The sequence below is a fragment of the Paramesorhizobium deserti genome (assembly GCF_001558695.1).
GTDB classification, from domain to species: Bacteria; Pseudomonadota; Alphaproteobacteria; order Rhizobiales; family Rhizobiaceae; genus Paramesorhizobium; species Paramesorhizobium deserti.
The window spans coordinates 643909-664089 of sequence record NZ_LNTU01000023.1 but is presented as its reverse complement, the minus strand read 5'-3'; the positions used below and the strand labels follow the sequence as shown (position 1 = coordinate 664089).

Annotated in this window: 11 protein-coding genes and 1 tRNA gene; 5 read left to right on the top strand and 7 right to left on the bottom strand. The window is 60.7% G+C overall.

Annotation, left to right across the window (positions count from 1 at the left end):
- Nucleotides 1-58 precede the first annotated feature (58 nt).
- On the bottom strand, nucleotides 59-1132 hold the full coding sequence (locus ATN84_RS15985; RefSeq protein WP_068882604.1) for a LacI family DNA-binding transcriptional regulator: 1074 nt from the start codon (nucleotides 1130-1132) through the stop codon (nucleotides 59-61).
- A gap of 167 nt (nucleotides 1133-1299) precedes the next feature.
- On the opposite strand from ATN84_RS15985, the gene ATN84_RS15980 reads away from it, so the two are divergent.
- Nucleotides 1300-1563 (top strand): YjiS-like domain-containing protein, encoded by a 264-nt coding sequence (locus ATN84_RS15980; RefSeq protein WP_068882603.1) that lies wholly within the window; start codon nucleotides 1300-1302, stop codon nucleotides 1561-1563.
- 389 nt (nucleotides 1564-1952) lie between these two features.
- Here the strand turns inward: ATN84_RS15980 and ATN84_RS15975 are convergent, their stop codons facing one another.
- Together ATN84_RS15975 and ATN84_RS15970 are read right to left on the bottom strand one after the other, a co-directional pair.
- Nucleotides 1953-6233, bottom strand: a complete 4281-nt coding sequence (locus tag ATN84_RS15975) for an NACHT domain-containing protein (protein WP_244491101.1) — start codon at nucleotides 6231-6233, stop codon at nucleotides 1953-1955.
- 114 nt (nucleotides 6234-6347) lie between these two features.
- Complete coding sequence (locus tag ATN84_RS15970; RefSeq protein WP_244491112.1) at nucleotides 6348-10079, bottom strand: hypothetical protein; 3732 nt, start codon at nucleotides 10077-10079, stop codon at nucleotides 6348-6350.
- Between the two features lie 112 nt (nucleotides 10080-10191).
- On the opposite strand from ATN84_RS15970, the gene ATN84_RS26245 reads away from it, so the two are divergent.
- Complete coding sequence (locus ATN84_RS26245) at nucleotides 10192-10605, top strand: hypothetical protein (RefSeq protein WP_201026389.1); 414 nt, start codon at nucleotides 10192-10194, stop codon at nucleotides 10603-10605.
- Here the strand turns inward: ATN84_RS26245 and ATN84_RS15965 are convergent.
- Nucleotides 10576-10652 (bottom strand) — tRNA-Arg (locus ATN84_RS15965). The two genes, ATN84_RS26245 and ATN84_RS15965, sit on opposite strands and share 30 nt — an antisense overlap.
- A gap of 193 nt (nucleotides 10653-10845) precedes the next feature.
- A complete protein-coding gene (locus tag ATN84_RS15960; protein ID WP_068882601.1) occupies nucleotides 10846-13233 on the bottom strand; it encodes a bifunctional diguanylate cyclase/phosphodiesterase in 2388 nt (795 codons plus the stop codon).
- 327 nt (nucleotides 13234-13560) lie between these two features.
- On the opposite strand from ATN84_RS15960, the gene ATN84_RS15955 reads away from it, so the two are divergent.
- From ATN84_RS15955 to groL, 3 genes are all read left to right on the top strand, one after another.
- Nucleotides 13561-13785: a hypothetical protein gene (locus ATN84_RS15955; RefSeq protein ID WP_068882600.1), complete on the top strand. Its 225-nt coding sequence runs from the start codon at nucleotides 13561-13563 to the stop codon at nucleotides 13783-13785.
- 224 nt (nucleotides 13786-14009) lie between these two features.
- Complete coding sequence (locus ATN84_RS15950) at nucleotides 14010-14324, top strand: co-chaperone GroES (protein ID WP_068882599.1); 315 nt, start codon at nucleotides 14010-14012, stop codon at nucleotides 14322-14324.
- A gap of 53 nt (nucleotides 14325-14377) precedes the next feature.
- Nucleotides 14378-16006: a chaperonin GroEL gene (groL, locus tag ATN84_RS15945; RefSeq protein ID WP_068882598.1), complete on the top strand. Its 1629-nt coding sequence runs from the start codon at nucleotides 14378-14380 to the stop codon at nucleotides 16004-16006.
- Nucleotides 16007-16093: 87 nt separating this feature from the next.
- Here the strand turns inward: groL and ATN84_RS15940 are convergent, their stop codons facing one another.
- Nucleotides 16094-17200 carry a branched-chain amino acid ABC transporter substrate-binding protein gene (locus ATN84_RS15940; protein WP_068882597.1) on the bottom strand — a complete coding sequence of 369 codons (1107 nt, stop codon included), beginning with the start codon at nucleotides 17198-17200 and terminating at the stop codon, nucleotides 16094-16096.
- Between the two features lie 138 nt (nucleotides 17201-17338).
- Nucleotides 17339-19942, bottom strand: coding sequence for a cell cycle histidine kinase CckA (gene cckA, locus ATN84_RS15935; protein WP_068882596.1), 2604 nt, complete (start codon nucleotides 19940-19942; stop codon nucleotides 17339-17341).
- Between the last annotated feature and the right edge of the window lie 239 nt (nucleotides 19943-20181).

Below are 20181 nucleotides of genomic sequence, written 5' to 3'. Positions count from 1 at the left end.
CTCGCATAGCCCCATACACCCTACATAGGCCTCGCGCTTTCAGATCAACCCCACGCTCTCAGCTTCGCGGCAGCGCGGTCGAGCCGCGGACGACGAGGTCCAAGTCGATTTTCTCGCGCCAGACTTCGCCTGCGTGGTCAAGGACCGCCCTCACCGCCCGACGGCCGATCTCCGCGATCGGCTGCTGGATGGTGGTGAGCGGCGGAATGGAGATGGCGCTTTCCGGCACGCCGTCGAAGCCGACGATGGAAACGTCGCCGGGCACCGAAAGCCCCTGCGCTTTCAGCCAATCGAGCGCGATGAATGCAATGCGATCCGACTGCGCCAGGACCGCCGTCGGCGGCGATGGCGAAGAAAAGATTTCCTCCAGCGCCGGAAAAACCGTCTCCTGATTGCCATGGGTCTCGTAGATCGGTACCTCCGTGGTGTCTATGCCGGCCGTCTCCAGCGCCTGGAAATAACCCTTCACGCGATCGCGCGAGGCAAGGAAGCTGGTGGCATTGACCCGTTCCATGTTCACCCGGCCGGACGCTCCGTGCTCGTCGAACCGCATGCCGAGAATGGCAAAGCGGCGATGGCCGAGATCGAGCAGGTGCTGCGCGGCGAGCCGCGCCCCGGCCACATCGTCGATGCCGACCACCGACATGGTCTCATCGTCACTGCCGAGCGCCAGCGCCACGAACGGCAATTGCCGCTCGCGTGAGGACTGGATCAGCTTGTCCGCGCCCTCGAGGCAGAAGAGGATGAAGCCGTCGACCAGCGCGTTCTGCATGTTCCAGGCAAGCTCCTCCTCATTCGCAGCCGAGACCAGCGAGATGCCGGTGCCGCTGGCGTCACACGCCTCGGTGATGCCGGACATGAGAACCCGTGCGTAAGGATCCTCGAAGAAATAGCCGAGCGGCAGCACCGTCGCGACGCCGATGGCGTTCACCTTGCCGGCGCTCAAGAGCCGCCCCTTGGGATCGGGACCGCGATAACCTATCGCCCTGGCAACCTCGAGAACGCGCTCGCGCACCTCGTCGCGCACGATCCCCGGCCTGTTGAAGACATTGGACGCCGTCCCCTTGGAAACCCCCGCCGCCTGGGCCAGATCGTGCAGCGTCGGCACCTTTCCAAAATTGATCTTCGCCATGCCCTGTCCTTCACCTCGTTCCTAAACCCTTGATATAACACCGACCTTGAACCGGTTCAAATTTTCACTTGATCTCGAAAGAAAGAGATGTATGATTGAACCGGTTCAAGCGATCGCTTCCCCTGTTTTGAACCGGTCCAACGACCGAACGGGAAGGAATTAGACCAATGACCGCGATAGAATTATCCGCAAGAGCCCGTGAGAAGACCGCCCGCTACGATTTCCTCGGCACGCTCATCGCCGGCTGGCGCGCCATGCGACGCCACCGCCAGGAGCGCCGCGAACTCGTCGCCCTCTCCCGCCGCACGCCCCGCGTCATCCGCGATATGGGTTTTGATCCCGAAGAAATCTATGCCGCCCTCAACAGTAGCTGGGACGAGGTCGACCCCGCCCGGTTCCACAGCCATCTGCCGAAAAAAGAGAAGGTGTGATCAAGGGCAATTCGCTGCATCCTAAAGACACGCGATTCTACGAAGCACTGAAACATGGGAAAATGGCGCACCGTCGCGGGCGAAGATGAGAACTATGTCTACGCTATAGCCCTATAAATGGGAGCTGTCATCGGTCGGAACTCGCAATATAACGGAGGAATCCGGCCTAGGCAGGTTGGTTCTCGCTGGATCATAGGGCGATGGAGTGGGTCCTAGCTGTGCCGGTCGATGTATTGCTTCTGGTCCCGCGAAAGGTCGCGAACAGCAATCTAAGCTCATGGCGTAAGGGGGGCCGTGAACGGACTGGCGGCTTTGCGATGGGAGAGCCAAAAGAGCAGACACGCGCTTGCATCCGGGCCGCACTTCGCCTTGACCGTGCGCCCACCGGTTCAGTTCCCGTCTTCGGCGTCGGGATCGGGCGTCAAGATCGGCCAAGGGCGTCCCGACGCAAGATCGGGATGACGTGGTTCCGATTCTGGCGCACCGTACTCGTCCCGGAGCTTGTCTATGAGGTTGAGACAGCGGGCGGCGGGGTCATCCTTGCCGCCGCTTCCCGTCATCGCCAGCAACTTCCGGCGCAGCTTGACTGCCGGGACAGGCACGACATCGTAAGCACCCTCCCAGTTCTCTGCCGGGACGTGCTCCGTGACAGCGCTTTGGATCGACCGCCACGTCATGAACGAACGTCCGGTTTTCATCTCAAAGTCGATCAGCATCAGTATGCCGTCCGTACCAGGGACTTCGGCAACTGCGCTAGCTAGCAAGGCAAGCTGCTTCGTTGTCGGCCCATCCTTCAAGAGGTCGTGGACATAGGCGCGGACCTCGGAGAACTCCGAAATCAAGCCACTCAATTCGCTTTGCCAACGCCACCCGTCGTATGACTTGCCGTCGAGCGCGCCGCTGACGGTCAAGTCAACAAGGCGGCGCGCGGCGGATACGGTGCCGAACCTCAATGCGGTCGCGCGCCACTGTTGGTTCTGGTAGAGACGCGGGTCTTCTTCTGCGAGCGTGAAAATCACATCTTCTGCGTCGTCCGAGGACGAACTGCCGAGTCCGCGGACCATCTCTTCGAGTATTCGTGGATGGCGCTGAGCGTCCGGCATGCCGCGCACGATGGCGGGCAGATCGGTGACAGGCGTGGCAAACGGCAAAAGGCGCAACCAATCGCGTAGCTGATACGCGTCGCTTTGTGTCAGAATCCAAGTCTCCTTCTCGGCCGCCTCAAAGGTCTCAGCTATGCCGTCGGCCACGAGCTTGATGTCGATGTCCTCGCCAGAGAGGACCAGCGACAACAACAAGGCTGCGCGCGCCTGCCTCGGCGCGAGAGAAATGAGCTTCTGGATCGTCGCGTCACGCTGGCCGTGGGGGAGCCGTGCTCCTACAATGCCGAGCGCAACCGCCAGCTTCACTTGCGCATCTGATGAACCATCGACAATCAAGGTCTCGATTGCGCCGAAGATCGCCTCCGCCTCGATCGATGTCGCGGCGGGATCGGCGGCGCGGGCGTCCCGACGCGCTTCCACGCGCGAGAAGTCTACGCCGATGAGGAACTTTTTGTCGTCCTTGGGTTCGTTTGCCTCAACCCACTGGGCAGCCAGCACACGCGCCGCCAGCTCGCCAAAATGCTCATCCGTCAGGTATTGACGCATCAGCGCAGCGGTCTCTGACGCATTGATTGCCAAGAACGCACGTTGGTACTCGTGCATGTGCGGATGCTGTGCTTCGTGGACAGCGTCGCGATCCTTCCAGCCGCTCGCAGTCGCTTCTTCGCGGAAAGCCCGATAACGACGTAAATTGTCGTCAAGCATGCTTTTCAAGAGTGGAAGATGTGCGACGGACGGTGCGTGGCTCATCATCGTTGCAATGGTAGCCACTCGCCAGCGCTTCTCATCCCCAGCGGCTAGCATGTGCTCAGCCCATTTGCGCGCGAGCACACCGATTGCAGCCAAGCCTTCTTCGCTAAAAGGTCGCGCCCGTTCTTCGTCATCGTTGGTCTCGCGGGAAAACAGCTCGGCCAGTTGGACGATTTCCTCATTATCGGCATCTGCCGCCCGCGCCTGAACGGCGGCCACCAAACTTGCGCCCGGCGTGTGGCCGATACGGTCTCGCAGACCGTGATAGCGATCACCCGCAGCCTGATCGTATTTCCCGCTGGCGTCGCGCACGACTTTCCCAGCGGCAAGATACGCGTCGATCAGCCGGCCGACAGCGATTGGTCCTAACACTGAGGCGGCAGCTTCTGCGCGGTCGTCGTGGCGGTTTGTCTCTTCGAGGGAAATTCCGAGCAGCTTGTCGTCCTCAAGGGAAAACCCGGCGGCGGCAAGAATATTGTCCGCGCCGTAGAAGAGATTTCGGTGCTCGCGCACGCGCCGTAGCAACCCCTTGGCGAGAGCCTGCGGATAGCGTTTTCGCACTTCATACAAAAGGTGGAATTCGGCATCGCGCTTCCGGTCGATCTCCATTTCAGCAACAATCTCAGCGACCTCGGCATCGCGATCATCTCCCTCCGGCGCGTAGACGAGCGTGCGCAGGCGCTGGAAGTGCGAAATGCCAAAAGCTTTGCGCCGCTCACGCGCGCTCTGGAGTTTCCGCTGGATGGCATCGACTGCAATATCGTCGAGGTGACCCTTTTCGGCGAGGATGTCGTAGGTCGCGTCGCCGGCGTCAGCGAGCAAGTCGGCGACGTGGCGATCCGCTCGTCGAAATGAGAGCGCATCGACCACTGTCGCCTTCACGTCCGGATCGCCGTCAGTTTTCGCGATTGCGGTCGCAAGGTCGAGACCGTCGATTCCGCCATGCGATGCGATTTCATGCAGTACATTTTTGCGGATTTCCGGTGGCAAGGCTGCGATGCGCGCCGACGCGTCGTTCCCAAGCACGGATGGGCGAAATCGCTTCGCCGCTCGGAGAGCGGGCAAGTGCACTTGGCTGTTTGGGTGCGAAATAAGCGGCCAAATCAGGTCGCCGAATTCCGGCCTGCCGGACGCGATCATGAATCGCACCGCGCGATCCACCTTGCCGGGCGCGTGCCACTGCTCGGCGAGGCTCCGCATTTCGGCGCCGATCGGCGCCCATATCTCGTCGGTGGCGCGGAAGATCATCTCGCCCGCGAGGACGGGATCGACGTCAAAAGCTGTGCGGATGGCGGCGCTGCATGCGGCCTTATGCGCGGCGTCGCCGCGCGCGCTCCGTTCGACGGCGAACAGGACTGCTTCCTCCCACGGGCGCTGATCGAGCACGTCGGCTTTCAGTTTCTCCCGTGCTGCCGGATCGCTGACGGCTTGTAGCATCAGTCGTTCGACGTAGTGCGAGGCGTACCATTCCTGAAATTGCTGGTGCTGGAACGAATAGCCCGGCGTGTCGCCGGAGCGCGTCAGAACATGATTGCTGACAAGCGTGTCGAGCAACGTGTCCGGCTGTGTGGTGATGGTCATCTGCCCATCGGCCATCAGGACCCGCGCGGTCTCGGCAACCGATTTGCGCGCGTTGCTGTCCGTAATCGCCGTGTTAGCCGTTGTCGTGGCGAACACGGCGAGATTATCCAAATAGTCCTGCTGGAAGCCGAGGGCCACGGCATGAAGCGCCGCAGCACGGCGGGCTTCCTGCTCGTGCGCGGCAACGAAGCGCCGTAGCACTTCTTCCTTTGTGGTCGGAAAAGGTGCGCCCTCTGGCAGCGACAGCAGTGCCGTGAGATAGAGAGGGATGGTGACGAGTTCGCGGACGCCCGCTGTCCGCCAGGCTTGATCGACGAGCTGTGCGCCATCCTCGCCGCGCATGGCGCGCGCAATCTCCATTTGCTGCTCGTCGTCAAGCGGCAGCAAATCGACCCGCGTCCCACCGAAAGGAATGTCGAGGGCCTGCTTGCGCGTGGAAATGACAAGACCGAGCTCCGGCAATTCAGTCTTGAGGGCAGTGATTTGCACGCGCGCGCGTTCGCGTGCGGCGGGATCCAGTTCGTTCCAGCCGTCAAGAAGCAGCACAACGCCAGGATTCGTCGCGACGGTGCGGAAATCCTTTTCCGAAATGTCGTGGAATGCAGGACGTTTCAGGATGGATACCAGCAGCGTGTCGGCACCGGTGGCCCAATCGCCCAAGGGTACGATAAGCGGTGTGCAGTTGCCGATCTCCAACACTCCTTCAGCGATCTGAAAGAGTGTCGTCGTCTTTCCCATTCCAGGCGCCGCGACAAGCATCAGGTCGTCCAACGTGGTCACAGCGTTAGCGAGCGCGCGCGTGCTCAGCGCCTCATCCACATGCTTCACCTTCAATGTGAGCGTGAGCGCCACGTTTGTGCCCGGCCATTTGGGTGTTCGGCGGAACACGGCCAAGTCGGCGGCGGCGGCGACTTGCAGGCGAGCGCTGATTTCCCCAACAGTTGGCGGCATTGACGGGCCGAAAGCGATCTTGTCAATTACGCTGCGCCACATGTCCTCCGAGTGCTTCTTTTTCCACTCTTGCAAGAACGACTCGGAAAAAGCGGGATCAGCCGAATCGATCGCTTTGGCGCAGTCTTGGCAAAGCCAAATTCCGTTCTCATGCGATTTTCGTTGCTCGGGCGTCATATCGGCGCGATAGCGGCGCGCGCCAGGTCCGGGGGCTGCAGCGCAGATATGGGCGGCAACTCCAATGTTTACTTCCTTTACACCGTCGCTCGTCGGCGCTGATGTCAACTTTCTGCAGCTAGGATTGCTGCAATGATACCGGGCTTGCTTTGCAAGACGATTCTTTGTCGCCTGAGAAAAGTCATCTCTGTTGCTATTCTTTGCCATCGAAGGTTGCTCGGATTATGTATCTTGGATAGTTTTTGCGAGTTGCCCTTTCAAGGAAAGGTCGCCGATCTCGGCTGCCATCAAAAGCAAAGACACATACCCAATTACCTCAACAAGATCGCCAGCGCTTCCATCAATCGCAGCCACCGATTCCGCTGCGAAATCAACATCCCCTGTTCGCAGGTGTTCAATCAACTCCAAAGCCACCGATTGCAAATCCACATCAAAATCATGAAATCGCTTGGTCAGTTCATCGCGCCGCCTAACGAAGCCTGTATCTAACTTTCGGCGGGTGGCGATTTCTTCTTCAGGACGAATCTCGGTTCCAAGGCCTTTTTGATCCATTGCGCCAAGTTCGCCGGCCAGACTTGTCACCTCCCCAAACAAGACTGCCACAGCAGATGAAGCTTGCTGCAAGCCAAGTTCTTCAGCCCAGAAGGCAGCGCCTTCCACGTCAGGGAGGAGAGTCTGGTAACCAGACTTTGCGAGCGCCGGGAACACGACATCCTCAATGTAAGGCATGATTGTCAGGTGGATAGACGAGTCCACCAATGACCGCACGAGTTCGGCTTGTTCAGCGAGCGTGACTACCGCATCTGCAATGTCGGGTGCGCGTAACAGCGCGAGAACATCTGCTGGCGGCCAGGGTAAAATACCCTTGGCGTTAACGCGAAGATGAAACTCCGCGACGACCCCGGCCTCCTCGGCCAAGCGCTCAATTTCTGCCTTTCGCTGAGCTAGTCGTGTTTCCCCGGCAACTTTGGCAGAAAGGGATACAAACCGAACGGCATTGCCTACTCGCGCCCCTTTGCCTCGTGCCGCCCAAGTTACCGCTGGCGCTTCCTTCCTTTCATGGGCTTCTCCGGCCAGAACTCGCAACGTCTCCAAGAGCGTTTTGAGTCGGGTAAGCATTGGCGGAGGACCATCGGCGATGAGCTGCCAAGGCTCTTCGGTAATTGCAGTGTCGACATCGGCGATGAGATCGCTCAACCAGGCAATGTATGCGCCAGCTTGGTCGGGCAGTATCGCGAACCTCTTGACGAGATTGACGCTTGCGCTGTTCAGGAGGTTCTGAAACTTGGTGACGGCTGTACTAGCCTCTCCGCTTCCCGTGCCCGACGCTTCCCATGACGAAACAGCAGGAGGTGTCAGCGCTTCAGTATCCGCATTGAGTGAATTCAGCCTGTCGGCGAGGCTGACGAGAGCATCCTTTCCTCGAAAATGAGCATCGAAGACCTTCTCCAACGTCGGCACAAGGGCCTCGAGAATGACCACGCCTCTTGCAAGATAATCGCTATAGCTCGGAGCGGCGACGCGGCGGGAGATCAGATCCCGCCAACGCCGGTTCCATTGAGGAACTGACGGTGGAGGGAGATTGTCACGGGGCATCCGCTTTGTCGCGAGCGGCAACTGGGCAAGGCCAGCCAATTCGCCGCTTGCGGTGATGGCGTTGGACACCGCAATGTCAGCCGACGGGCACAGGGCCAAAATCAGCTTGCACAAACTCACAACCGCGTCATGCGGATTTTCCTGTACGGAGCTGGCAACGTACCAAAGATCGCAACGGACGATCACTCCATCATCGGCATCTTTTATTGTTACAGGCCCGGCCCAAGCCGTCTCTGCCTGAACCCGTGCGAACAGCGCCTCTTGCCCGACCTCGGCGACCCAATGACTGGCGATCTCACGATCCAGAGCGGAGAGTGTGCCCATCACCGACCCCACAAGATTTAGATCGGCGTTCAACAGCCCATCTGGAGCATGCACGAGGCTGGCCCGTACTGCGGCCGGTAAAGGCATTCCGACCAAGGCCGCGAGAATCTCATCAAGGCTCGCGAGGTCCGCTGTCTCGATCACGGCAGACAAGGCAGAAGGCGACATACGCTCCATCAACAGGCGACGGGGGTCATCTTCCGGCGAGCCTTTGATCTGCGAAAGTCGATCTGCCGCAGCCTGGACCTTCGGGATGATGCTGAGACTACTCAGATCAATACCGGCGATCCCGAACATTGCAGCGCTCCCGACTTGCGTTCGCGGCAGCGCACGCGCTTCAGGAGTGTCCAGCCATTCGTCCACGCCCAAGGAAACGCGGCCTGAACCTAGACCCCGGAGCGCCGAGGCCAACGCCCGCGCATCCTGCTCGTTCTCCAAGCGGGCAATCAAGCCATCGAGCACGGCCGGGACAGGTAGGCGCCGCACAGATAGCGTGTCGGCGACCAAGGGCTCGAGACCGGTGGCGAGAACGCTTGCAACTGTCCGTTCGAAACTCGTTTGGAGGGTCGGCAATATTGTCTGGTGTGTGAGCCGCAGCAATTCTTCGGATCGAAGCTGGTGTAGGCCGGTAACCGCGCCCGGAGCAGGCGAACGAACCAGATGTTCCTGGATAAGGCGCTGTAAAGCGCGTGACAGATCGGCATCACTGACCGAGAGCGTTCGCGCCAATCGCGACGCATCGACTTCAGCATTTGCCGCGCCCGCCCAGGCGCCGGATCGCAAAATATCGAGTTCAAGGAAACGATCCGGATCCGAAACTCTGGCCGCGACTTGATCAGCGAGGAGTTCGTGCATCCTTTGCCCGCGCGTCAGGATATGGACATATTCTAAAAGAAGGCCATCGCTCATCTTCCACGGCTCGCGCCAACCGGCCCAGTTCGTCTTTTCAGCTTCGCGTAGTTCTCGCCAGAGTCGTTCTGCGAGTTCATCATCGGGATCGACGCGTATTTCGGCTGCACGCGCACGCTCGGCAATCAGCGTGACATCTTCTTCCCGGACCGAACCGAGTAGGACGACGCCGGGCACGGACATCGCTTCTTTGAGCAAGGCGCCCCAGCTTTCCGGCCCATTCCGACCGACATCATCCATGACAAAGCCCAAGGGGCTGTCTTCTGAAGCGCGGAACGTCCGGACTAACTGGCGCAGCGATGGAATATCCGCCGCGCTCAGACGACGGATACGAAACCACCGCACCGTATGGCGCAATGCGTTGGCGGTCTCCCACATTAAGGCGGATTTTCCGGCCCCTGACGGTCCGACGATCAACGCGGCCCGGCGTTTTTCAATAGCGTCCACCAACGCCGATCTGGTCCGGGGACGTTCAGCCACCAATCCTGCCGCGATGTGACCGGGTTCCACATCAACCCCAAGATAAAAGTTCGGATCATTGAGAGGTGTGAGGAAATCGACCGGTTCGCAGATGCCATCCCTGAGGGCGCGTTCGATTGCATCAACGTCGATGGTGGCCAAGACATCGCGGATTGACGCTTCGGTGTCAGAGATCGAAAGGCCGCGATAGTTCTCAGGCGCCAATCGGCCATTCGCGTCTGCCAAAGAGCCCACGCGAACAAGCAGTTCGGCAAAGCACATCTGGGCCGCAATCGGGGCGCAGTTCAACCGATCTACGATCAGGCTGATCCCCCATTCCTGCGGCGAGGTCGCCACGATGATCGATGTTCTCGGGAGAAGATCAGAGGCTCCACTGAACTTTGAAAGTCTGGTGCTGATCGGACCTTCGATTGAGCGGACTGGGGGGTGGTCGTCGGGGGGACTGAGGCCCGCCACCTCCCGCTCAAGAACGAGTTCCAGTCGTTGCGGCCGCGGTGCGGAGCCAAGCGACCGGTTCCACAGGTCCTCAATGTGTCCGACCGTCTCGCCTCCGGTATAGTCCCCGAGGTGTTCCCGCCGGCTCTTGACTTGGACAAAGCTCGTTGCTTCGCCACGCAGCTCAATATCGTCACCACCTTCCGGCATCACGATGGCAGGCGCTCGCTGACCAGCCCATATCTCCACTGCCAACCAAGCGGACACGGCGTCTTGGTAGCGAAAGCCGCGGCCTGCGTTGGATCCGGCCCTAGACGCAGCCTTGGCCGGCTTAGACGATGGCTTTGGGTCACGACTCCGCTTGTTGTGTTTAGCCTTCTTCTCCAAGTATCCCATCCCTAGCCTTCTCGGTCTCAAGCTGCAACGGGACGACCTCGCTGTCGAGATCAAGGAGCTTCAGGAGCGGCTGTCGTCCAGCGAGCCCGAGATCACACCGGACAAGATCAAGCGGTTCGCCCGATTATTGCGCGACCGGCTGACGAACGGCTCCCCGGAATTCCGGCAGGCCTATGCGCGAATCCTCATGCAGGAGGTGCGTGTTACGAAGGAAGAGATCAGGATCAGCGGCTCGAAAGCGATCCTCGCAAAGGCCGCCTCTCAGGAAACGGGAAAGACCCCGCCTGCAGTTCTCTCTTTTGTTCGAGAATGGCGCACCCGACAGGATTCGAACCTGTGACCTCTGCCTTCGGAGGGCAGCACTCTATCCAACTGAGCTACGGGTGCAGACATCCGGCCGGAGCCGCATGCGCGTTGCGTTTCTAGCCGAAGCAATCCGTCGCTTCAATGGCCAATTTTGCCTTTCTACAGAAGAGGAGCCGCGGCGGTGGCGGACGAGCTTCCCCTGTCGGAGAAATGCCCTGCCCCCTGGTTCCCGCACCGGGAGGTCGAGTATGCCACCGCGCGCGGCAACCCCGCCTCACAAAGCGGCAATCTTTTTCTCACGAACATGCCTGCTGGCGCGCACGATATGATCGAAATGCTCGATCGAAGCCGGCTCGCCCAGATGGAAGCCCTGCCCCGCCGAGCAATATTCCTCCGTCAGGAAGCGCAATTCGTCGGAAGTCTCGATTCCTTCTGCAAGGACCGGCAGGCCCAGCCCGCGGCCAAGCCCGAGAACGGCCCTGACGATGGCGGCCGCCTGCTGGTTCTTGTCGACCGATTTGATGAACGACCGGTCGATCTTGATCACATCGAACGGGAATGCCCGGATATTCGACAGTGAGGAATAGCCCGTGCCGAAATCGTCCATGGCGACGCGGACGCCAAGTGATTTCACCTGCCGCAGGGTGCCCAGTGCGCGGTTCATGTCCTTGATCAGCGCCGTTTCGGTGATCTCCAGCTCCAGCCTGTGCGGCGGCAGGCCCGTCTTGACGAGCACATCATGGACCTTCTGCGGGAAGTCCTGACTGTGGAGCTGGACGACCGAGACATTAACCGCCACCGTCAGGGGCAATTCCCAAGAGGCAGCTTCGCGGCAGGCCTCAAGCATCGCCCAGTCACCGAGCTCGACGATGAGGCCGCTTTCCTCGGCGATGGGAATGAAGACATTGGGCGGCACATCGCCGCGGCGACGGTTGTGCCAGCGCATCAGCGCCTCGAAGCCGATGATCTCGCCGCTGTCGATCTGCATCTGCGGCTGGTAGACCAGCTTGAGCTCGCCGCCGGATATCGCATGACGCAGCTCGTGTTCGATCAGCCGGCGCTCCTTCGTCTCCTCACCCATCTTCGCTTCGAAGAAACGATAGGTGTTCCGGCCCTCGGCCTTGGAGCGGTAAAGCGCCGTGTCGGCATGGCTGAGCAATGTCTCGCGATCCGCGCCGTCTTCCGGATAGATGGCGATGCCGATGCTGCTCGACACGACCGACCGCGCGGGCGAATTCGCGTTTTCGGCCTTTAGGGCATCCAGGATGTTCTCCGCCAGCCGGCTGATCGCGGCCGTGCTGGTGACGCCGGGCACGATGATGGCGAACTCGTCCCCGCCGAGGCGCGCCAGCATGTCCTCGCTGCTTAGAAGGCGGCTGACGATCGTAGCCATCTTCTGCAATATCTCGTCGCCGGCGGCATGCCCGAAAAGATCATTCACCTCCTTGAACCGGTCGAGATCGAGGCAGAGAAGCGCAACGCGGTTTTCGCCCCTGATATCCGTGGTCGCGATCAGCTGATCGAGCCGCGCCGCAAAGCTGCGGCGGTTTGGCAGCCCCGTCAGCATGTCGTGATGCGCGAGATAGCTGATATGCGCCTCCGCCTCCTTGCGGGCCCGCAGGTCGCGAATGGCCACCGCCCGATGCCGCTTTCCGCCGAAATCGATATTCTGGGCGATCAGCTCCACCGGTATCATCTCGCCGTCCACCGTCTTCAGGTCCGCCTCCAGCACCTCGTTCTGGCCGCTTGCTAGCTTGCTGCGGACATGGGCATCAGACAGCATTTGACCGATGGAGGCGCCAATGAGCGATTGGCTGCTGATGCCGGAAAGGACCGAAAAGCTCTCATTGGCGGTGATGATGATGTCTCCGTCGCAGATGACGAGGCCTTCCACCGCCGCGTTGACCAGCTTGCGCATACGGTCCATTTCCGTCGCTGTCCGGCGGCTGCGCATGTCGAGGGCCGCGACCGCCAGGGCGGATATGAGAATCACGACGCTGGCAAGCGCGATCGCGACCGCGAGCCAGCCGGAGGCGATCGCCGTGACCGGAACCTTGATCGAACTGTCGGGCATGATGCTTATCGCGCCCATGGCGGTGAAATGATGGCTGCATATGGCAAGGGTGAGAAGCGCAGCTCCCGCCAGTTTGCTCTTCATGCCGCCGGCGGCAAGAGCGACGCGCATGGCGGCCGCCCCCAGGAGCACACCCAGCACGATTGCCGCGATGACGAACACCGGATCCCAAGCGATCTGCCCCTCCACCTTGAAAGCCGCCATTCCCGTGAAATGCATCGCGGCGATGCCCCCGCCGACGATGGCACCCCCAAGCAGATCGCCATGCGGATATCGGCTTTTCACCGCTACCAGCCCGCCGAGGCCCGTCATCGCCACCGCAAAGACCAGCGAAAGGCCGGCGAGCGTGACGTTATAGCCCTGCGGGAGGTTGGGGGAAAAGGCGAGCATCGCGATGAAATGCGTCGACCATATGCCGAAGCCGCAGGCGACTGCCGCAATCGACAACCACAATGTCGGGGCGTTCGACCTGCGTGCATAGCGCAGCAGATTGACCGCGGCAAAGGAGGCGAGCGCACAGACGATCGCAGCCAGAAAAACGAGCCGCAGATCATGCTCGTTGACAATACAATTATATACGGTCAGCACACCGCTCTCCCAAACGCCCCGATATGAACTCCCCGATTGAACAATCGATAATATTAGCTAGCTCTGCAAATTGGAACCGGAAAAAAGACCTTTTGGTAAAAAGAACACAGGGAAACAAATACTTAAAAATGCATCAAAATTGGGAACCATTTAGTATCGGAAACCGGGCAGAGGCGCGATGACGCGATCGGCCGGCCCGTTTCTTCACCCGTCCGCAGCCGAACAACAAATCCGTCGCGCAACCGTTGATCGTTCCCGGCGTTTGCCTATCTGGTCGAAAGAAGAACACGCCGTTCCGGTCTGCCGGCATCGAGGAGGATTGAGATCGTGAGCATCACGCGCGAAGAGGTCATTTCCGTGCTCGGGCCAGTGGACGACACACTGGTCGCCGATATCGTGACCACCGGCGCCACGCTTGAAGAACTCGTTCGCGCGTGGGGGTGGATCAACAATGACGAAGCACTGGTGAAGGAGGGAATTTCGCCCCCTACCGGACGGGCGGCAGAGCTTATCGACCTCCTGTCACAGGATGACGAGGAGGAGGAAATATAAGTGCCATGAAGAAGCGGTAGCCCCTTCGACGACGGCGCGCGCCGGGCGACTGCGGCGCCTCGAATTTTTCTGCTATACTTCTCTTGAAACGGATTTTCGGCGCAACCAGATTTTTTGCGCGCGATGCCGTTCAGCGGGTTGCGCGTCCCGTGCCGGGCGTTTTCGGCCGGCGCGAGGAGCTTTCTAAACTTGTTTGTCACCCTTGCTTATCCAGGAGGAGAACAATGAAGTTCCGCCCATTGCATGACCGCATACTTGTTCGCCGCATCGAGGCCGAGGAACGAACGGCCGGCGGCATCATCATCCCGGATACGGCTAGGGAAAAGCCGCAGGAAGGCGAGGTCATCGCCGTCGGCCCCGGCACCCGCAGCGAGAGCGGACGATTGCAGCCGCTCGACGTGAAGGTCGGCGATCGCATTCTCTTCGGCAAATGGTCTGGAACCGAGATCAAGCTTGATGGCGAGGACCTGCTGATCATGAAGGAAGCCGATGTGATGGGCATCGTGGAAGCTGATGCCGCGCAAGCGAAGGCTGCCTGAAACGACCGGTTCCCGGAGAACACCTGAATACTGCCTCATGAAGGAGTAGAACAATGGCTGCCAAGGAAGTGAAATTTCATTCGGATGCCCGCGATCGCATGTTGCGTGGCGTCGATATTCTGGCCAACGCCGTCAAGGTGACGCTGGGCCCCAAGGGCCGCAACGTGGTCATCGACAAGTCCTTCGGCGCACCGCGCATCACCAAGGACGGTGTATCGGTCGCCAAGGAGATCGAACTGGAGGACAAGTTCGAGAATATGGGCGCCCAGATGCTGCGCGAGGTGGCGTCGAAGACGAGCGATGTGGCCGGCGACGGCACGACCACGGCCACTGTCCTCGCCCAGGCGATCGTGCGCGAAGGCGCGAAAGCCGTCGCCTCCGGCATGAACCCGATGGACCTGAAACGCGGCATCGATACCGCCGTGGAGGCGGTCGTGGGCGAGTTGAAGAAGAATGCCCGCAAGATCTCCAACAATTCCGAGATCGCCCAGGTCGGCACCATTTCCGCCAATGGCGATACGGATATCGGACAATTCCTTGCCGAAGCGATGGAAAAGGTCGGCAATGAGGGCGTCATCACCGTGGAGGAAGCCAAGACCGCCCAGACCGAGCTGGAAGTGGTCGAAGGCATGCAGTTCGACCGCGGCTATCTCTCCCCTTACTTTATCACCAATCAGGAAAAGATGCGGGTGGAGTTCGAGGATCCCTATATCCTCATCCATGAGAAGAAGCTCTCCAATCTGCAGGCCCTGCTTCCCGTGCTCGAAGCAGTGGTGCAATCCGGCAAGCCGCTTCTCATCATAGCTGAGGATGTCGAGGGCGAAGCGCTTGCCACGCTCGTCGTCAACAAGCTGCGCGGCGGCCTGAAGGTCGCCGCCGTGAAGGCGCCTGGCTTCGGCGATCGCCGCAAGGCCATGCTCGAGGATATCGCCATCCTGACCGGCGGCACCGCCGTCTCCGAGGATCTCGGCATCAAGCTCGAAAACGTCACGCTGCAGATGCTCGGCAGGGCCAAGCGCGTGCTCGTCGAGAAGGAGAACACCACCATCGTCGATGGCGCCGGTTCGAAAGATGAAATCCACGGTCGCGTCAACCAGATCAAGACGCAGATTGAGGAGACCACCTCCGACTATGACCGCGAGAAGCTGCAGGAGCGCCTGGCTAAGCTTGCCGGCGGCGTTGCCGTCATCCGCGTCGGCGGATCGACGGAAATCGAGGTGAAGGAGAAGAAGGACCGCGTCGACGACGCCCTGCACGCGACCCGGGCCGCTGTAGAGGAAGGCATTCTGCCGGGCGGCGGCGTGGCGCTTTTGCGCGCGGCGAAAGCGCTCGACAATCTTCCCGTGGCCAATGACGACCAGCGCGTCGGCGTCGAGATCGTCCGCCGCGCCATCGAGGCCCCTGCCCGCCAGATCGCCGAGAATGCCGGCGCGGAAGGCTCGATCGTCGTCGGCAAGCTGCGCGACAATCCGGATTTCTCCTATGGCTGGAATGCGCAGACCGGCGAGTTCGGCGATCTCTATAAGGCCGGCGTGATCGACCCGGCCAAGGTGGTGCGCACCGCGCTCCAGGATGCCGCATCGGTGGCGGGCCTTCTGGTGACGACCGAGGCCATGGTCGCCGAGAAGCCGAAGGCGGAAGCCCCAGCTCCGGCCATGCCTGGTGGCGGGATGGACTTCTAAAACGCCCCATCCGGTTCGCAGATGAAAAAAACCGCCGCTTCGAAGCCCGAAGCGGCGGTTTTCATTTATTTGAAGATCGCAAGCGGCTTATTCGGCCGCGACGATCTTGCCGTTTTCCCACTTGTAGAGGTCGAAGCTCGGCGAGGAGAGATCGCCGGTCTCGGCATAGGTGAGCTTGCCGATCACCGTGTCGATCGCGTCACCCGACTTGAGCGCCTTCGCGACAGCCTGGGCATCGTCTGCGGAGCCCGCCTTTTCGATGCCGGCCTTCAGCACCTGAACCGCAGCATAGGCGTTGAGCGTGAACGCCTCGGCAGGAATATTGTTCGCCTGCAGTTCCTTGATGATGTCGGCAGCGGCCGGATTCTTGGTGGCGTCCGAAGCGTTGGTGAAGATCGTTCCGGCGGCAGCATCACCGGCGATTGCCCAATATTCGGTGTTGGAGAGGCCCTCACCGCCGATGATGGTGGCGTTAACGTTCTGGTCCTTCAGTTGCCGGGCGAGCAGGCCGCCCTCGGGATGATAACCGCCGAAATAGATCACATCGGCCTTCGCCTCTTTCAGGCGGGTTACCAGCACGCTGAAATCCTTGTCACCGGCATTGAGCGATTCGTCGAGCACTTCGTTGACGCCGCCCTTGTTCAACGTCGCCTTGAAGGCGTCGGCGAGACCCTTGCCATAGGGCCCCTTGTCATTGACGATGGCAATGTTCTTGCCCTTCAGGTTCTTCAGCACATAGTCGGCGGCGACTTCCGCCTGCTGGTCGTCGCGGCCGCAGGTGCGGAACACATTCCACAGATCGCGGCTGGTCAGGGCCGGGGTCGTAGCCGTCGGCGTCACCATGAGGGTGCCGTTCTCCGCCAGGATATCGGATACCGGCATGGAGGTGCCCGACAGCACCGGGCCGACCACGTAATGGATGCCCTCACCTATGAGCTGGTTGGCGACGGAAACCGCCTGCTTCGGCTCACCGGCGGTATCGACCAGCTTCAGCACGATCTTCTCGCCGCCGATGCCGCCGGCCTTGTTGATCGCCTCGACGGCGCTTTCAGTGCCGTTTTGGACCTGGATGCCATAGGCCGCCACCGGTCCGGTCACCGGCGCGATCAGGCCGATCGTGATATCGGCATGGGCCAGTGGCACGAACATGATGCTCGCCGCGAGCGTAACCCCAGAAAACAACGAAAAACGCATGATTTCCTCCTTCATGAGAGCCCCCCCGGGGCTATTGGCTTAAAACACGAGATACAGGCATTACTTGTGTAGAGAACTTAATGCAGTTCTGAGAGGTTGTTGCAAGAGTGAACAGGCAGAACCGCGCACTGGAAGCGGTCAATCCTCCGCTTCCAGCATTTCCTTCACTGCCGTGGCGAGCTGCTTGAGCGAGAAAGGCTTGGGCAGGAAGCCGAATTTGGCATCCGCCGGCAGGTTCTTGGCAAAAGCGTCCTCGGCGTAGCCGGAAACGAAGATGAACTTGATGTCGGGATGGTCCTTGCGCAGTTCGCGCAGCAGCGTCGGACCGTCCATCTCCGGCATGACCACGTCGGAGACCACGATGTCGACCTTGCCGTCCAGGCCGGCGAGCACTTCCAGCGCCTCCACGCCGGACGATGCCTCGTGCACCGTATAGCCGCGCGACTGCAGCGCCCTCACCCCGCCCATGCGCACCGCATCCTCGTCCTCGACGAGGAGCACGGTCGCCGAACCCGAAAGATCCCGGGGCTTTTCGGCCTTCTTTTCTTTTGCGGCCTCCTTCCGGCCGTTTTCTGCAAGCGCATCCTCGGCGGAGACCGCCGCTTCCACGTGCCTGGGCAGGAAGATCTTGAAAATGGTCCCCTTGCCCACTTCGGAATCGCAATAGATGAAACCGCCCGTCTGCTTGATGATGCCATAGACCATCGACAGGCCAAGCCCTGTGCCCTTGCCGACTTCCTTGGTGGTGAAGAACGGCTCGAAGATCTTCTCGATCACATCGGGCGCAATGCCCGTGCCGCTATCTTCAACCTCCACAAGCACGTAATCGGCGGCGGGGAGTTCGCGATAGTTGAAGGTCGCCGCCTCCGCCTGGTCCACATTGCGCGTGCGGATGGTCACCGTGCCGCCTTCCGGCATGGCGTCGCGCGCATTGACGGCGAGATTGACCGCCACCTGCTCGAACTGCCCGAGATCGGCCCGCACCGGCCACAGATCGCGGCCGTGATCGATCTTCAATTCGATATCCTTGCCGACAAGGCGGGCAAGCAGCATCCGGAGATCGGCCAGAACGTCGGTGAGATCGAGTATTTCCGGCCGCAATGTCTGCCGGCGCGAGAAAGCGAGAAGCTGGCGCACCAGCGAAGCGGCGCGGTTGGCGTTCTGCTTGATGTTCATGATATCCGGAAAGGACGGATCGGACGCGCGGTGGTTGGTCAGGAGCAGGTCCGACGACATGATGATCGCCGTCAGCACATTGTTGAAATCATGCGCAATGCCGCCGGCGAGCTGGCCCACCGCCTGCATCTTCTGGCTCTGCGCCATCTGGCCTTCTAGGGCCTTCTGCTCCGTCGTCTCCACCGCCGAGACGATCGCCGCCTCCTCGGCTCCCTCGCCCCCGACATCGGAAACCGGGCTGACATAGAAGCGGATATGCCGCTGCTCATCGTTCGGCAGAACCGTATCCACCGGCGATATCTCAGCCTGCCCCGCGAAAGCGGCGGCCAGCGCCCGTGAAAAGGCCTCGCGGTCGCGCTCATGCACCACGCTTTCGAGCTTGACGCGGCGGTCGACGGCATCGCTGTCGACGACGGGAGAGAAGATGTCGAGAAACCGCGCATTGGTCCTGAGCGTCTGACCCTTGGCGTCGACCGCGGCGATGGCCATGGGCGCGGAATTGAAGAAGCGGGTGAAGCGCACTTCCGCCGCCCGCAAGGCTGCGGATGCATCCTGTCCCTCGGCCCTGTTGAGCACGATGGTCCGGCTCGTGCCGCGTTTGCCGTCGCGCTGCGCCTGCACACGATGGTAGAAGCGCACGGCGAGGCTCTGGCCGTTGAGCTTGGCGAGGTCGAGATCGATGACCGTGTTGCGGCTCGAACCCGGATCGGCCTTGACCGCATTGATAAGCGCCATGCCGTTGCCGGCGACGATATCGCTCAGCATCAGCGAGCCGGGAACGAATTTGGTGAGATCGACGCCGAGCCATTCCGCGAGCGTCGCGTTGAGATAGATGATGCGACCCGACGGATCGGTGGAGAAGAAGCCGGCCGGCGCGTGATCGAGATGATCGATGGCTTCCTGCAGGTCCTGGAAAAAGCGCTCCTGTTCCGCCCGCTCCTCCGAAATATCGGCAATCTGCCAAGCGAAGAGCGGTCCTTTGTGATCCGGCGTCGAAGCGATCGGCCGCGCCTTGATGCGATACCAAGTGGGACCGGTCGCCGCCGCGCCGTCGGCCGTCGGCGCCATTGCTTGTGAAAGACGAACCTCCTCCTGCGCCGGCACGCCGTCGCGCACCGCATTGGCCAGGCGATAGATCGCATCGGAGGCCGCCACCTCACCCGACAATATGGTGTCCAGCGTGCGGACGTCGGTCGCCTCGGTCGCTCCCGTTATGGCGGCATAAGCCTGGTTGGCATAGACGATACGTCCCTTGGCATCCAGGATCACCGTGCCCTCGGGAAGCGAATCGATGAAGGCGTTGGCAAGATCGTCGCCCATGACGCGAGGCGTGAACTGGATGAGGCCGATGGCTGAGCCAAACAGATAGAATACGCCGATCATCGCCAGAATGCCGAGCAGACCGAGCAGGAACGCATCGCCAAGCTGCTCGCGGAACACGAAATAGAGAAAGGCCGCGCCCGTCAGCACGACACCAAGGACCAGAAGCCTGATCGCTGCGCCGGGCCCTCTTTTGCCCGAGACGATCGGCTTTGGATAAAGATCGGTCCTTGCCTCGTGAGACATATGCCTCAACCCCTCTTTCTGTCAGCCGCGTCTCGCCGGGCGCATGTGACCGGCATGTATATCGACCGTTTTACTGTCGTTTCCGTCACGCCACCCCGCGCGCGGAAAGGCATCCAATGCATCACGGAGCAAGGGAATAGCCGATTCGCCGATTGCTTGAATCATACATTCCTGCACGCGAAAACCCCACACGAGCGATATGCAAACAAATTCCACCCGTCGAGCCGCATTCTTGCCCG

Excerpts from the sequence above, each read along its gene's own strand:
- ATN84_RS15985 (WP_068882604.1), bottom strand. The coding sequence starts at position 1,132 with ATGGCGAAGATCAATTTTGGAAAGGTGCCGACGCTGCACGATCTGGCC.
- ATN84_RS15980 (WP_068882603.1), top strand. The coding sequence starts at position 1,300 with ATGACCGCGATAGAATTATCCGCAAGAGCCCGTGAGAAGACCGCCCGC.
- ATN84_RS15970 (WP_244491112.1), bottom strand. The coding sequence starts at position 10,079 with ATGCCGGAAGGTGGTGACGATATTGAGCTGCGTGGCGAAGCAACGAGC.
- ATN84_RS15950 (WP_068882599.1), top strand. The coding sequence starts at position 14,010 with ATGAAGTTCCGCCCATTGCATGACCGCATACTTGTTCGCCGCATCGAG.
- groL (WP_068882598.1), top strand. The coding sequence starts at position 14,378 with ATGGCTGCCAAGGAAGTGAAATTTCATTCGGATGCCCGCGATCGCATG.
- ATN84_RS15940 (WP_068882597.1), bottom strand. The coding sequence starts at position 17,200 with ATGCGTTTTTCGTTGTTTTCTGGGGTTACGCTCGCGGCGAGCATCATG.
- cckA (WP_068882596.1), bottom strand. The coding sequence starts at position 19,942 with ATGTCTCACGAGGCAAGGACCGATCTTTATCCAAAGCCGATCGTCTCG.